Genomic DNA, 13,994 nt, shown 5'->3' with positions numbered 1-13,994 from the left:
GGCTCGCGGCCAAGCCTAGCCAGCACCGGAACCCGGGCCTCCGGGCCACCCCGTATCAGTCAAGCCGGAGGTGCCGCGGCGCCGCCGCGCGTCAGCCGGTGGCTGATGACCCGGGCCGTGGCCAGCACCCCCGCGACGAAGCGGTCCCGCATCGCGGTGCTGCGCGCGCCCTGATGGGAGACCAGGAGGCTGACGGCACCCGACACGGTCGAGCCCCGCCAGACCGGCGCCGCGACGATCTCCCAGCCCGCGAGGGGAGAGGGCCCGATCGCGAATCCCTCCTCGCGGATCCGGCGGAGGGGCGGTCGAGCCGCGGTCGAGTCTCCCAGGCAGGACTGAATGACCCACCCGGACGCGTCGGCCTCCAGCGGTGCGCTCCACAGCGCTTGCAGTGAGGCCCGGGGAGCCGCACTCAGCACGTCGGCGTGTGCGCCGAGAGCCGTCTCCGCCGACACGCGTTGCGGCCTTCCCAGGAGAAGCGCCGCATACGCCAGTGCGATTTGACCGGTCCGCGACTGTAGTGTGATCAACTCCGAACGAACTATGGGCAAACTGAGACCAGTTGGCTGTTCGTCAGGAAACTCGGGAGGGAAGTCGGAGACCAAATGCGGAGTTTCTACAAAGGCGTAGTGGCCGCGCGGGCCCTGGCGCACGACGGCGCCCTCGTCGAGCAGCGCCTGCAGATAGCGGTGCGTCGTCGCCGGCGGCAATCCGGCGCGCAGCGAGATGGCCGCCAGCGGATGCGCCCCGGGCCCCGCCTGACGCAGCGCCCGCAGAACGGCGAGCGTGCGCCCCACAGCGCGGCTCGCCCCCTCCGGCGGCGTGACGGCGGCACTGTGCAGCATCGCGAACTCCCCCTCGCGCTCGAGGACCGCCGCGCCTTTCGCAGTGCGGCCGGATCCGAGCGGCCATTGTCATGGTCGATCACCGGGGACCGCCAGGAACGTCTTTTTACGTGGCGAGAAATTCAGGAAAATCAACTTCCGGTATATGGCGTCGCGCATCTCGCGCTCCTCCGCGAAAGGGCGGAAGGTGGACAATAAGGCAGCCCTGCGCGAACTGCTGCAGTGGAAACGGAAACAGCTGGACCCCACCGAGCTGGGCTGGCCCCCGCGCCACGGCCGCGGCCGCCGGGCCCCGGGCCTGTCGCAGGCGCAGGTCGCCCAGCTCCTCTACGTCTCGGAGCGGACGTACGCCCAGCTCGAACGCGGCGAGATGAGCGCGCCCGCGGGCGACTTCCTCGACCGCGTCGTCAGTGTCCTGCGATTGGAAGAGCACGAGCGCATAGCTCTCTACGTCTATTCGCTGGGGCACGAACCACCGCATCCGCAGGACCCGCTGGCCGGCGCGACCGTGCCCGCGATGTGGGCGGAGGCGGTGCGCAGCGTCGTGGGCAACGCGAGTTACGTCAACGATGTCGCGTGGAACGTCGTCGCGTACAACACCGAGTTCGTCCACATGTTTCCGCGCGCCCCGCACACCGAGCCGGCCATCCCCGACCGCAACCTCATGCGGTACATGCTGCTCAACGAAGCCGCGCGCGAGCACCACTTGGTGAACTGGGAAACGGACTGGGCGATGCCGCTCACCGCCCAGCTGCGCAACGCCGTGGTCCTGCATCCGGAGAACGACGACCTGCAGCGGCTCGACGAGGAGGTCAGCGCCGACCCGGTCTCCGGCCCCATCTACCGGACGAACCACTTGACCTACGTCCACCCCAACGGTGACACCCGTCGGATGCGCGCACCCTGGTCCGGCTCCGCCCACGAATCCGCCCACCTGAGCCGCTGCTGCGACGACCACGCGCGCTCCGTGGTGGGCGACGTCACCATGTGCGCCGCCATGCCCCTGGGATCGCCCGGCGCCCGGTTCTTCGTGCTGGTCTTCAAACCCGACCACGTATTCCGCTGAGTGGAACAGGAACACGCAAATTCCGGCCAGTGGAAGCACACGCCGGTCCAGGGCATAACCACGTTGCGCCGCGCCCGCTCATGTCGTTTGCTTTACCCACCTGCAGCGCACCGAATTTCGTACGGGGGGCGTGCGCTCGGGTGCCGCGGGCACGGCCTCCCCCGGTCGTGTTCCTTCGGTGTCGCCCGCACTGCCGTGCGGGCGACACCGCCCCGCTCACGCTGCCGCTGGCGGCAGCGCTAGCGGTACGACCAGGCGGCCGCCTGACCCGCGAGTTCGAGGATGGTGGGCGCCGGTGTACGACCGGCGAGGTGGCTGTACTCCACCGAGATCAGGATCATCAGACGCTCGGGCAGCCCCAGGCCCGGGTAGAACTCCCGCCGGAACAAGTCCTCCATGGCCTTGTCGGCCGTCAGGCCGGCCTCGTACCGCAGGCGCACCTCGCGCTGCACGGTACGGAGATAGACCAGGTGTTCCTCGAGCCCGGCCCGGTCCGTCGGCCGCCCGTGTCCGGGTATGACGATCCGTGGGTCGAAGCCGAGGACGAGCTCGCAGGCATCGATGACGTTCTGCAGCGGGCCCACCCAGTGCGACGGATGGTCACCGTGGAAGAAGACGTCCCCCGTGCACACCACGTCCCCGATGCGGACCACCAGATCGCCGACGTGATGGGCGGGACCCACCTCGTGCAGCTCGACTTCCGTGTCTCCCACGGCGATCGTGCGGTGGCCCGAGAACGTCGACGTGGGCGGGCAGAGCCGGGCCGACGAGAAGTCGAACACGCCGAAATGGTGTCGCAGGTACCGGCCCAGCGGCACATCCGTGGGCGACTCGTGCACCAGCGCGTGCATCTGCTGCGGGGTCGGCTCGTGATGAAGATGTTCGTGCCCGGAACGGGTGGCGACGATATCCGCGTCGGGGAAGAGGTAGTTGCCGAAGGTGTGGTCGCCGTTCGCGTGCGTATTGACCACCGTCCGCACGGTACGGCTGCCGAGCACCGGACGGGCCGCGGCGATCATGGCCTCGGTCATCGGCCCGTCGTACGGGGTGTCGATCACCGCCGCGTCGGACCCGGAGACGATCCACAAGCAGTTCGCGTACCCCCAACGGCCCGCGCCCTCGGGATTCCACAAGAAGAGGCTGTCGGTGCCCGGCACCGCGGTGAGCTGCGTAGGGAGAGTCAGAGGCATAGTCATGGCCGCATTCTGACCGACCCGAGCAGTCCGCCGGAGGTGGGGTCCAGCACCGAGGCCGACACGGCGGCGCGGCCACCCGTCCCGCGCGGTGGCGGACAGTCAGGCTCGCTCTCCTGCCGGTGTCGTCGACGCCGGTGCCGTCGGGGGGAAGTCCTTTCGCGCCGATGCGCTGGAGGACGGTCTTCCGCATGACGCGACTGGGTCGGCCCCCGGTGATCTGAGACGATCCGGCGGGGATCTGAGTGGCCCTCAGAGCTTGCGCAGCTTGGTCGTGAAGACGTGATTGGCGATCTTGTCGCCGAGCGCGAGTCCGTCCTCGGCATCCCAGGGGAAGTGCACGCCGAGCCAGACGCGGCTCTGGGCGTCCTCCTTGGCTGCCTGGCTGAAGCTGGTGAACGAGCGGGACTTGACCGGCGACTGCGGCTCGTCGGTGGTCATGGTGAAGGCGATGTCGTCGTTGCCGAAGTACCGCTTCATCACCCCGGCCCAGGAGGCCCCGAACGTGGCGTGTCCCGAGGCCCACGCCGGGAAGCACGGACTGACGTTCACCCCGGCACGCGTCTTGAGCAGGGGTTTCCAGTCGGGGTCGAGACCGCCGTCCCGGATGGCGGAGACCGGCCGCCACAAGTCGATCGGCGTCAGGTACTTCACATCGCGCACCGCGATGCCGGCGTCCGCCATCGCGATGGAGACGAGCGCGAACAGGCGGGCGTTCTCGTACGTGGTGAGTCTGCGCTGCGTCGCGACCTCACGCGTGGCCTGAAGGAGCTGACCGGGCGGCTTGTACGTGCCGTCCTCGTCGTTCGCCCAGAACCACGCCACCGCTTCCTGCTCCGGGGTCCGCGCGACGTCAGGGGTCGCGTCCGTGGGCCCGTCGGCGCCGACCCTGCGTACCGCCTCGACCTGCTGCTTGTACGCGTCGCTGGCCAGCAGCTTCGCGTAGGTGCCGTACATGCCGGGCGTCGGCGGCCGGAACTGCGAGCCCGACGTCAGCGCGAAGGGTTTGACCTGGCCCCAGAACGGAGTGACGGCCTGGCTGTCCCGGGTGCAGCTGGGGTCGACCATGTCGGGGTAACTCGTGGGCCGCCAGGCGCCCGGCTCGTCGTCCGCGACGTACACCTGGTCGTTGTCGGAACCGTCGCCGTTGCGGGCGTCCCGCATCTGCTTGACCATCGGCCCGACGATCGTGGTGTCGAGGAGATCGAAGCCGGTCGGCTCGGTGCCGAAGCGCTCCCGGAAGCGGGCGTCGAGGTAGTTGGTCTGCGCCGGGTAGAGCCCGAGCAGGATGTTGTACGCCGTGCGGCCGACGACGCGTTCCTCCTCGTCGGGGCCCTCGACCCAGCCCGCGTACTTCTCGGCGCGGATGTAGGGCTCGGACGTGATCTTGCCCTTCCACTTGAGCTGGTACGAGGATTCCGCGTCGTAGACGGCGGCGTTCAGCATCGCGGCGGACCGGGACATCGGCCCCGGACCGCCGCCTTCTCTTCGTACGACCTCCATGAGCACGTCGTTCCAGTAGTGCACCGGGTCCGCGATGGTCTGCGGCGGCAGGGCGGTGGGGGCGGATTGCGGCGGCAACGCCGTGCGGGTGATTTGGGGCGCGGCGTGGGCGGGTTGCGGCAGCGCGGTCAGTGACGTGCTCGCGGCGGCCAGGACCGCAGCCACCGCCAGGGCCCGGCGTCGGCGTGCCGTTCGTCTGCCGGTGACGGTGCGGTTGTCGTTCGCGGTGTGGTTGTCATTGGGGGAGTGGTTGTCGTTCGGGGTGTGGTTGTCGTTTGCGGGGCGGTCGTTCATGAGTCTGGGCATGGGCAACCCCTTCGCTCGCAACTGCTGTGGCACCACCGGTTGGTGGCGGCGAGATCCTCGCGTCGGCGCACCGCTACGGGACCCACACTCCTGGCGGAATGACCGGCCCCGAGCGGCTCCTTGGCCAAAACCCGGCGGCTCCGCCTGGTGGTTGTCGGTCTCTCCGTCTGGAAGCAGGCCGCCTCCGCCTAGAGGTCGTCCCCCTGATGTGTCACCCGGCCGCCGACCACGGTCAACCGCACGGGCACGTCGGCGAGTTCGGTCGCGGGGGCCTCGACCGGGTCCTCGGCGAACACGGACAGATCCGCACGAAACCCGACGGCAAGGGCCCCCGACTCCCGCTCCTCACCAGCCGCAAAGGCCGGGTTGACCGTCATCGCCCGCAAGGCCTCAAGTCCGGTCAGCGCCTGCTCGGGGCCGTGCGGCGGCAGCGACAGGTCTCGGCTGGGGCGCCGGTGCCGGGCCCCGGCCATGACGGTGAGCGGCGGGTACGGGGCGATCGGCCAGTCCGAGCCGAGCACGACCCGCGCCCCGGCGTCCCACAGGTCACGACACCGCCAGGCCCGCTTGGCCCGCTCCTCACCGAGCCGCCGCGACCAGTTGTCCGTGTGGTCGGCCCGGGTGAAGTCGCAGCAGTGCGTCGGCTGCATCGAGGCGACGACGCCGAGCTCGGCGAACCTGCGGACCGTGTCGTCCGGCACCGTCTCGATGTGCTCGACGCGGTGCCGCACACCGGTCGGGCCGCCGCCGCGTGCCTTCTCGACCGAGTCGAGAACGTGCCGCACGGCTGCGTCGCCGATGGCGTGCGTCGCGGTCTGCACACCCGCGCGGTGCAGCTCACCGATGACATGGGTGTACGCGGCGGGGTCCGGCCAGAAGGCGTGCGTGGACTTACCGTGGCAGTCGGGCCGCTCCAGCCATGCGGTGCCGTTGTCGATGGTGCCGTCCATGAAGAGCTTCACTCCGGCTGTCCGCCACAACGTACCTCCGGTGCCTTGGAGTTCGATCAGGTGGCGCAACGCATCGGCGTCGGCGTCGGGCTGGCACCAGGGCGACACCCGCAGCCGGAGGGGTAGTTCACCGGCTGTGTCCAGGTCGGCGTAGAGCGCGAGGCTGTCGCCGTTCGCGTCCATCGCGTGGCCGCCGGTGAGTCCGGCGGCGGCCATCCCGTACAAGGCCCGCGCGAGCCTTGCGCGTTGCTGCTCGCGTGTGGCCTGCGGGGCGGCTCGTTCGACGAGTTCGCAGGCGGCGTCCTCCAGGAGGAGGCCGGTGGGTCGGCCCTGCGCGTCGCAGACGATCTCGGCGGCCTGGTCGAAGGTGCGCGGACCGTCGACCCCGGCGAGCGCCAGGGCGCGGGGGCTCGCCAACGTCGAGTGCGCGTCGAAGAGTTGCAGCAGCGCGGGTACGTCGTCGAGGACGGGCGCGAGTGCGGCGGCCTCGACGGGCCCGTCTCCGAACACGTTCGGGTCGAGCCCCCAGGCGCGCAGCCACGCCCCGGGCGCGAGATCCCGCTTCGCGCGGGCGAGAGCGCGGCGTACGTCGTCCAGGTCGACGCACCCGGACAGGTCGAGCCCGTCGGTGAGTTCGGCCCCGTGCACCGGGTGCAGGTGCCCGTCGACGAGGCCCGGGGTCACGACGGAGCCCTTGAGGTCCAGGGTTCGGGTGCGGGGGCCGGCGAGGGCGCGCACGTCCCGGTCGTCGCCGAGGACGACGATCCGCCCTTCGGCTGCGGCGAGGGCGGTGTGCGGGAGGAGGCCTCCGGCGAGCGGGTCGAGGAGACGGGCGTTGAGGAGGATCAGGTCGGGGGTGGGGGAGAGGGGTGACGAGGGGGTGGGGTGCATGCGGGGTCCTGTTTCTTGGGGCGTTGGGGCGTTGGGGCGTTGGGGCGTTGGGGCGTTGGGGGTTGTGGGGCAGTGGGGTTACGGGGGGTGCGAAGCTTCGGTGCTGGTTTTGGGGGTGCGGGGGGTGCGGGGGGGCGGGGGGTGTGGAGGTGTGGGGTGCTCGGGGCGCGTCGGTTGTGTGGGTTGGGCTCGACGTGGTTCGGGGGCGGATGTCGAGGAACGCGGTCCGGGGGTAGGGGATCGTGGATTGGCGCTCGGCCGCTCGGCCGCTCGGCGTTTGCTGATCGGGGATCGGGGATCGGGGCTGGCGGATTGACGCTCGACTGCTCGACGCTTGCTGATCGGGGACCAGGGTCCGCAGGATCGCGGGCTGGTGCCCGCGGCGTTCGGGGCTCGCGGCCCGCAGAGCGGCGCTCGCGGCTCGCGGCTCTGGGGCGGGCCTGACGGTTCGGCGCTCCCGGATTGGCGCTTGAGGCCCGGCGCCCCGGATCGGCGCTGGGGCTCGAGTCTCCCGAATCGGCGCTCAGAGGGTGTCCCACACGCGACGAGGAAGCCCGGGCATCCGTACACGTGCGTGGGTTGCCCGCGAAGGAGCTGACGTGTCGGCTACGGCCTAGGGCCCCAACGCTCCTCGCTCCAGACCCAGTTCACGCTCCGCCCAAGTCATGGCCATCCGCGCCACCACAGGCGGCAGCATGTCCGCGTCGGCGCCGCCGTCCGCCCCGAGCCCGTCCAGCACGACCAGGATCTGCACCGCCACCACCGAGGGCTCCTCCTGTGTGCGGAACTCGCCCCGCGTCACGCCGTCCTCGATGACCGCGGCCAGTCGTCCCCGCCACGCGGCCTCCTGCAGGGCGATCCGGTCGCGCAGCGACGGGCGGTAGCGGGTCAGGTGGCGGGCGTTGATCCACAGTCGGCTGATGTCGTTCCAGGCGGGACCGGACGTGCGAGCGAAGAACCCGGCGAGCCGCTCAGTCGCCGAGCGTGTGCCCATACCCGTACCCGTACCTGCCCCTGGGCTCAAGCCGCCAGCGGACTCGGCGGGCTCGGCCGGGAGCAACGTATCGAGCTCCCCCGTCGCCGCGCTGCCGAACGCCTCCGCCACCAGCTCCTCCGTCGAGGGGAAGTAGTGGCTCACGAGGCCCGGGCGCACGTCCAGCTCCTCGCCGATGCGGCGCAGCGTGATGCACTCCAGACCTTCGGAAAGCGCAATTTCCGCGGCCTTCTCAACGATTTCCGCACGTCTGGCGGCCGGAGATTTTCGAATTCGCTTGCGCTGAACGCTTGACGACATGCCGGTCACGTTATTGAGTGTGCGACCAATAAGCAAGCAGGTGGGTCGGTCACGCGCCGGCCGGCACTCCGGAGGGCCCATGGCATCCACGCTTCCTGACCCTGTCCCACGCTCCCAATCGGCGGCGCGCGACGGAGGATCCGCTCCGGACGAAGTCCACGAAGCGAACGGAGTCGACGAAGTGTCCCGCCCCGGCGGCGGCCGCATCGAGGCCCACGGCATCGACCACATCCCCGACGCCGAACGGCACGGCAGGGCCCGCGAGTTGTTCCCGGTCTGGGCCGCCGCCAACGTCAACTACCTGAGCCTGGTGATAGGCGGCGCCCTGATCCTGATGGGCCTGACCCTGTGGCAGGCCCTCGCCGTACTCGCCGTCGGCAACCTCTTCTGGACGCTGACGGGCCTCCTCGCCGTGTCGGGACCGGCCGCGGGCGCCCCCAGTGAGGTGATCACGCGAGCCTTGTACGGCGTCATCGGCAACCGCGTGAACAACGCGATCGTCGGCTGGCTGATCTCCGTCTGCTACTTCGCGCTGAACCTGTCGGCCGCCGCGGTGGCCGCCTTCTCGCTGGTCGAGAAGGTCGGCATCACGGCGGACACCGGCGTCAAGGTCGTCGTGATCGTCGTCATCGCCGCGCTCACCCTCACCATCAGCGTCTACGGCCACGCCGTGATCGTGCGGCTGTACCCACTCATCACGCTCGCCCTCGGCGCCGCGTTCGTCGTCGTCGCGGTCTACGTGGTCCGCCACGCCGACTTCTCGTACGCCCCCGCGCACCGCTTGACCGGCATCGACCTGTGGGCGACCGCCCTCGCCGGGGTCACCCTCGTCGCGTCGGGCCCGCTGTCGTACACCACGAGTGCGGACTTCTCGCGCTATCTGCCGCGCGCCACGCCCAAACGGGCGGTCGTCGGCTGGACCGCGCTCGGCGGCTTCCTGCCCAGCATGGTGGTCTGTTCCCTCGGCGCACTCGCGGCGACCACCGTCGACATGACCGACCCGCAGTCGGCCCTGGAGTCGATCCTGCCCGCCTGGTTCACGCCCGTCTTCCTGCTGGCACTCGTCCTCGGCACCATCGCCATCAACGCCCTCACCGCGTACAGCGCCGGGCTCGCGCTCCAGGCCGTGGGCCTGCGCATCCGCCGCTCGGTCAGCGTCCTGTTCGACGGTACGGCGGCGGTCGCACTCACCCTGTACGCGCTGCTCGTCTCCAACTTCCTCGACACGGTCAACAATGTCCTGCAGCTCACCGTCGTCCTGCTCGGTCCCAGCACGGCGATCTACGCCACCGACATCGTCCTGCGCCGTGCCCGCTACGACGGACAGGCCCTCGCCGACGAGACCCGCAGCAGTCCCTTCTGGTACCGCGGCGGCATCAACCCGGCAGGCGCATGCGCCCTGTTGACGGGCTCCACCGCGGCCGCGCTCTGTGTGAACACCCTCTACACGGGCCCACTCGCCACGACCCTCGGCGGCCTCGACCTCACGCTGCCGGTGGGCATGATCCTGGCGAGCGCCTGCTACGCCCTGGTCAGCCGCATGCCCCGGCTGCAGGGGACCGGAAACCGGCGCGGCGATGGGTAATGGGAGATGGGTACTGGGTCATGGGTCATGGGCAGTTCATCAAGGAGTTCCGTAATCCGCTGCTCACATGGTCAACGAAGTCTGCTTCGGCGGCGGTTGATCCTCGAGGAATCTGACGGTCTCCTCAAGTGGTGCCCGGCCCGTGCGCGGGCCGGCCTGCGCTTGATCCTCGAAGCCGATCGACATGCCGCAGAAGAGGATGAATTCGTCCGGGGGCGACACCACCTCCGCGACGGTCCGGCAGCAGCATGACTGTTTGCAGGTACATGCCCGCGTCGGACCACTGGAGAACCCCCACACTGCCCTCCGGCTCCTGACCGCTTCGTAGACGTCCACGGTGATCCGCCTTCCGGGCTCAAGTGGTGGGGATGTCGAGGGGCAGTGCGCTGAGAGGTGATTCGAGGGGGGGTAGGTGTCGTTGTCGAGTCTGCCCAGGGCGTGCCCGTTCTTCATGAGCGAGGCGACGAAGTAGCGGGCCATCAGACTGTGCACGGCCTGGGTCGGATTGCTCATGGTCACCATGTGGACGTGGTCCTTGGCGGGTGCGCCGGTTCCTTGGGGCCAGTCCGCCGCGAGACCGGCGAGGAGCGCGTTGTAGCGGTCGATCACGGGATCGCCGCTGTACACGTTCGGGAGGTCGACCACCATGAAGTACTGCTCGCCCTCGGCACCGGGGGAATCCGACACGATCGCCTCGATCAGTGACCGCGTTTCCGCGACGGCCGGAAAGGCGCCCACCCCGTCCTCGGATTCCTCGGGATGTTCCCGGTGCCAGGTCTGCCAGGCCGAGCAGTCGCCCGTGGGCGGCAGGTTCCGCGCTGTCGTGCGGTCGTGGTCGGGCCGGTCCACGGTGACGAAGTCGTTCAGGCCGGCCCATAGCCCTGGATCACCAGGGGGTCCGGTCCCGGGAGGCGTCGACGGTGCGCGAGGTGGCCACGACACGGTGGCCGAGCGCGCGGTAGGCGGCCGCCAGTTCGGCGCCGACGCGTGTCGGACGGCGCTTCAGCGTTGCCTTCGGGCCGTCAGGACGCGTTCGGCCTCGCCCATGACCTCCCGGACGATGTCTCCCGCGGGCCGTATGTCGTGGACGAGCCCGACGCCCTGCCCCATCAGCCAGGGCATCTCCTCCCAGTCCGCCTCGGTGGCGGGAACGGGCGGCAGTACGTTGAACTTGCGCAGCACAGTCTCCTCGCCCTGCACGACTGTGGTGCCGACCTGCTCGAGCGAGTCGCGGACGGCCGGCACCTCGCCCGGGCGGTCGGACCACTCCTCCACCACCCGGTCGCGCTGCACCCGCATCGGGTTGAACCCCGGCCACTCGGGGCCGAAGATTCCGGTGCGTACCGTGTCCTCGCCCTGCGAGGCGATCAAGCGGCGGTGGTGCTCGGGGTGGACCTGTGCCTCACGCGAGGCGACCAGCCGGGTGCCCACCCACACGCCGTCGGCGCCCAGGCACAGCGCCGCGGCGACCTGGCGCCCGTCGGTGATCCCGCCCGACGCGAGGACGAGCGCGCGGCCCGCCACCGCGTCCACCACGGCGGGAACACCGACCATGGTGGGGAGCCCGCCGTAGTTGTGCCCTCCGGCCTCCCAGCCCTGGGCCACGACGACTTCCACACCCTCGTCCACCGCCCGCCCGGCCGCGTCGGCGGAGCCGACCTGCTCCCACACCGACACCCCGGCCCCGCGCAGCCGCTCGATCTGGTCGGCGGGCGGGTGGCCCCAGTGGAAGGAGACGATGGGCACTTGCTCCTCTTCGCAGACGCGGACGTGTTCGGCGTTGTCGAAGTACGTGATGAGGTTGATGTGGAACGGGGCGTCGCCCACGCCCTTACGGACCTCGTGGATGACCTGCCGGAGCGTGTCCGGGGGCATGAGCCCGGCCCCCACCCCGCCGATGCCGCCCGCGCCGGAGACGGCCACCGCCAGTTCGGACGTACCACCCGCGAAGGCCATCCCGGCGCAGACGAACGGGTACGGGACGGCGAACCTTTCGGTGAGTCCGGTGGAGAGCACACTCATGTCGGCTTCCTCCCTGAACTGTCCCTCTGTGCCTGTGTACCTGTGTGCCTCTGTGCCCAGGGGCGGGCGCGCGGCAGGTCGGCGGCGGGCTCGACCATGGTGGCGACGGACGAGGTGCCGAGTCCGCGCCTTCGCGCGCGTCCGCATTCTCCTGCCGGTCAGGGCGCGGCGTGGACACCGGATTCGGTCACGTGGGAGCGGGGCGAAGTGGGGTGGGGTGGCGAGCGTCTGGACATGTGTGCAGCCCGCAGCACGCCCAACACGCCAACACACCACCACCGCAGGACGATGCGGTCGAACGACGCACACAGATCAGCGCGGACAGCCCTGCGAGAGCCAACTCCGCCGCGCAGCCGTCACGTTGCCGACCCCGACCTCGACCCCGACCGCGTTCACGAACTGTTCGCATTGCGTACATAGACCATCGCTCAACGGACCTTTTTCGGCCAACATCCACTCAAAATACTGACATGTACCTGGTTGAAATGACACGCTCCCACGCAACACGCTGCACGTACAGCAACAAGCTGCACGCCCGCATCGCGTCTTTCTTCTGCTCCGGGCGGCCCTCCATGCCTCCCGGGCCCCCACAGATGGAGCCTGCGTGACCTCTCACATATTCCGTAAGCGTTCGACGCTCGCGATCGCCACCGCCGTCGCGGCCGGAGCGCTGCTCACCACCGGACTGACCTCCGGCGCCTCCGCCCAACCGGGCGAGGACACCGAGCCGTCCGGCGCACCCGTCGCCCTCTCGGCCTCGGCCAGAGCGGACCTCATTCAGGACGCGAGCGCCGAGAGATCGGCGACCGCCGACAAGATCGGCCTCGGCGCCAAGGAGAAGCTGGTCGTCCGTGACGTCGTCAAGGACGCCGACGGCACCACGCACACCCGCTACGAGCGCACCTACGACGGCCTGCCCGTCCTCGGCGGCGACCTCGTCGTGCACACCGCCAAGAGCGGCAAGGTGAAGAGTGTCACGAAGGCCACCGAGGCGACGGTGAAGGTCGCCTCCACCGACGCGAAGCTCGGCAAGTCCTCCGTCGCCAAGTCGGCCGAGTCGACCGCCGCCAAGGCCAAGACCGCCAAGGCCGACGCACAGTCGCCGCGCAAGGTGATCTGGGCCGCCTCCGGCAAGCCCGTCCTCGCGTACGAGACCGTCGTCACCGGCGTGCAGAAGGACGGCACGCCCAGCAAGCTGCACGTGATCACGGACGCCGCGAGCGGGAAGAAGCTGTACCAGTACCAGGCCATCGAGAACGGCACCGGCAACAGCCAGTACAGCGGCAAGGTCAAGATCGGCACCAAGAAGGTCTCGAGCGGCTACGAGCTGACGGACAAGGCCCGAGGCGGTCACCGCACCTTCGACCTGAAGCACGCCGAGAGCGGCTCCGGCAAGCTCTTCAAGGACGCCAACGACGTCTGGGGCAACGGCAAGCCTTCGAATGCGCAGACCGCCGCCGTCGACGCCGCCTACGGCGCCCAGGTCACCTGGGACTACTACAAGTCCGTCCACGGCCGTAAGGGCATCAACGGCGACGGCAAGGGCGCGACCTCCCGTGTCCACTACGGCAACGGATATGTCAACGCCTTCTGGGACGACAGCTGCTTCTGCATGACGTACGGCGACGGCGAGGGCAACAAGAAGCCCCTCACCTCGATCGACGTCGCGGCCCACGAGATGACGCACGGTGTCACCTCGGCGACCGGCAACATGGAGTACAGCGGAGAGTCCGGCGGCCTGAACGAGGCCACCTCCGACATCTTCGCCACTGCCGTGGAGTTCAAGGCCAAGAACCCCAAGGACGTCGGTGACTACCTCATCGGCGAGAAGATCGACATCAACGGCGACCGCTCCCCGCTGCGCTACATGGACAAGCCGAGCAAGGACGGCGGCTCCCTGGACAAGTGGAGCCGCAACGCCGGGAACGTCGACGTCCACTACTCCTCGGGCATCGCCAACCACTTCTTCTACCTGCTGTCCGAGGGCAGCGGCAAGAAGCGGATCAACGGCGTCAACTACAACTCGCCGACCGCCGACGGTTCCAAGGTGCTCGGCATCGGACGCGGCAAGGCCGAGAAGATCTGGTACAAGGCCCTGACGACGTACTTCACGTCGACCACCAACTACAAGGCGGCCCGTAAGGGCACGCTGAGCGCCGCGAAGGACCTGTACGGCGCGAACTCCACCGAGTACAAGCGCGTGGCCGCCGCCTGGACCGGCGTCAACGTCAAGTAACCCCCGCTCGGTCACGTAAGGGGCGGCGTCCGAACCGGGCGCCGCCCCGCCGAGCATCGCGGCCCTCACGGCCACGTCCCGATCTCGCATAGTGGTCGCTCTC

10 protein-coding genes are annotated in these 13,994 nt (G+C 69.7%); 3 read left to right on the top strand and 7 right to left on the bottom strand.

What is annotated here, in order from left to right; all coding sequences use genetic code 11:
- Positions 1-59: 59 nt before the first annotated feature.
- On the bottom strand, positions 60-845 hold the full coding sequence (locus tag DEJ48_RS04015) for a helix-turn-helix domain-containing protein (protein WP_150214515.1): 786 nt from the start codon (positions 843-845) through the stop codon (positions 60-62).
- Positions 846-1,032: 187 nt separating this feature from the next.
- On the opposite strand from DEJ48_RS04015, the gene DEJ48_RS04010 reads away from it, so the two are divergent.
- The gene (locus DEJ48_RS04010) at positions 1,033-1,911 is read left to right on the top strand and encodes a helix-turn-helix domain-containing protein (RefSeq protein ID WP_223831882.1); all 879 of its coding nucleotides are present in this window, start codon (positions 1,033-1,035) and stop codon (positions 1,909-1,911) included.
- A 239-nt stretch (positions 1,912-2,150) separates the two neighbouring features.
- On the opposite strand, the gene DEJ48_RS04005 is transcribed toward DEJ48_RS04010, so the two are convergent.
- From DEJ48_RS04005 to DEJ48_RS03990, 4 genes are all read right to left on the bottom strand, one after another.
- Positions 2,151-3,107: an MBL fold metallo-hydrolase gene (locus tag DEJ48_RS04005; protein ID WP_150214511.1), complete on the bottom strand. Its 957-nt coding sequence runs from the start codon at positions 3,105-3,107 to the stop codon at positions 2,151-2,153.
- 249 nt (positions 3,108-3,356) lie between these two features.
- Positions 3,357-4,913 (bottom strand): vanadium-dependent haloperoxidase, encoded by a 1,557-nt coding sequence (locus DEJ48_RS04000; protein ID WP_223831881.1) that lies wholly within the window; start codon positions 4,911-4,913, stop codon positions 3,357-3,359.
- A 188-nt stretch (positions 4,914-5,101) separates the two neighbouring features.
- A complete protein-coding gene (locus DEJ48_RS03995; RefSeq protein ID WP_150214509.1) occupies positions 5,102-6,754 on the bottom strand; it encodes an amidohydrolase in 1,653 nt (550 codons plus the stop codon).
- A 613-nt stretch (positions 6,755-7,367) separates the two neighbouring features.
- A complete protein-coding gene (locus DEJ48_RS03990; protein ID WP_150220942.1) occupies positions 7,368-8,048 on the bottom strand; it encodes a TetR/AcrR family transcriptional regulator in 681 nt (226 codons plus the stop codon).
- A gap of 79 nt (positions 8,049-8,127) precedes the next feature.
- Here DEJ48_RS03990 and DEJ48_RS03985 point away from each other — a divergent pair, with 79 nt between their 5' ends.
- On the top strand, positions 8,128-9,633 hold the full coding sequence (locus DEJ48_RS03985; RefSeq protein WP_150214508.1) for a purine-cytosine permease family protein: 1,506 nt from the start codon (positions 8,128-8,130) through the stop codon (positions 9,631-9,633).
- A 63-nt stretch (positions 9,634-9,696) separates the two neighbouring features.
- On the opposite strand, the gene DEJ48_RS40895 is transcribed toward DEJ48_RS03985, so the two are convergent.
- Complete coding sequence (locus DEJ48_RS40895) at positions 9,697-10,482, bottom strand: hypothetical protein (RefSeq protein ID WP_317850899.1); 786 nt, start codon at positions 10,480-10,482, stop codon at positions 9,697-9,699.
- A gap of 153 nt (positions 10,483-10,635) precedes the next feature.
- Positions 10,636-11,655 (bottom strand): NAD(P)H-dependent flavin oxidoreductase, encoded by a 1,020-nt coding sequence (locus DEJ48_RS03975; protein ID WP_150214506.1) that lies wholly within the window; start codon positions 11,653-11,655, stop codon positions 10,636-10,638.
- A 604-nt stretch (positions 11,656-12,259) separates the two neighbouring features.
- Here DEJ48_RS03975 and DEJ48_RS03970 point away from each other — a divergent pair.
- A complete protein-coding gene (locus DEJ48_RS03970; RefSeq protein ID WP_150214504.1) occupies positions 12,260-13,891 on the top strand; it encodes a M4 family metallopeptidase in 1,632 nt (543 codons plus the stop codon).
- Positions 13,892-13,994 lie beyond the last annotated feature (103 nt).

It is taken from the genome of Streptomyces venezuelae (assembly GCF_008642315.1).
GTDB lineage: Bacteria > Actinomycetota > Actinomycetes > Streptomycetales > Streptomycetaceae > Streptomyces > Streptomyces venezuelae_D.
This window is presented reverse-complemented; position numbering and strand designations above follow the sequence as displayed.